The organism is Streptococcus sp. DD11 (assembly GCF_001578865.1).
GTDB classification, from domain to species: Bacteria; Bacillota; Bacilli; order Lactobacillales; family Streptococcaceae; genus Streptococcus; species Streptococcus panodentis.
On sequence record NZ_KQ969470.1, the window covers coordinates 1 to 321 of the forward strand.

At 51.7% G+C, this 321-nt stretch carries 1 pseudogene; it reads right to left on the bottom strand.

Annotation, left to right across the window (positions count from 1 at the left end):
- Positions 1-321: pseudogene (locus tag STRDD11_RS13435) on the bottom strand (hypothetical protein); the annotation flags it as partial.

The window sequence follows — 321 nt, forward strand, 5'->3', positions numbered from 1 at the left end:
CAAACCACTCCAGCTTGTCGATTTTTTCCTGAATTTCCCGAATGCCGATATTCAGCTGAGTTTCAAGCTCTGTGAGGGCAGTAGTTTGCGCCAGCAGAGTCCCCAGCTGGCCCGACAAGAGAGCACCGGCCTGGCGGAAGAAATCCTTATTGGCTTTAATCTGCTTGTCAACTGCCGCCAGCTGCTGCTCTCTGATTTTCAGCTCCTCTTTCAGCAGGTCCAAATCCAGCGTTCCATACTCGGCTATCTCTGCATCTGCGCTTTTGTAAGAAGCCAGCTCTGCCTGGATATCATCAATGGCCGCCTGCAGCTTCTTGATAG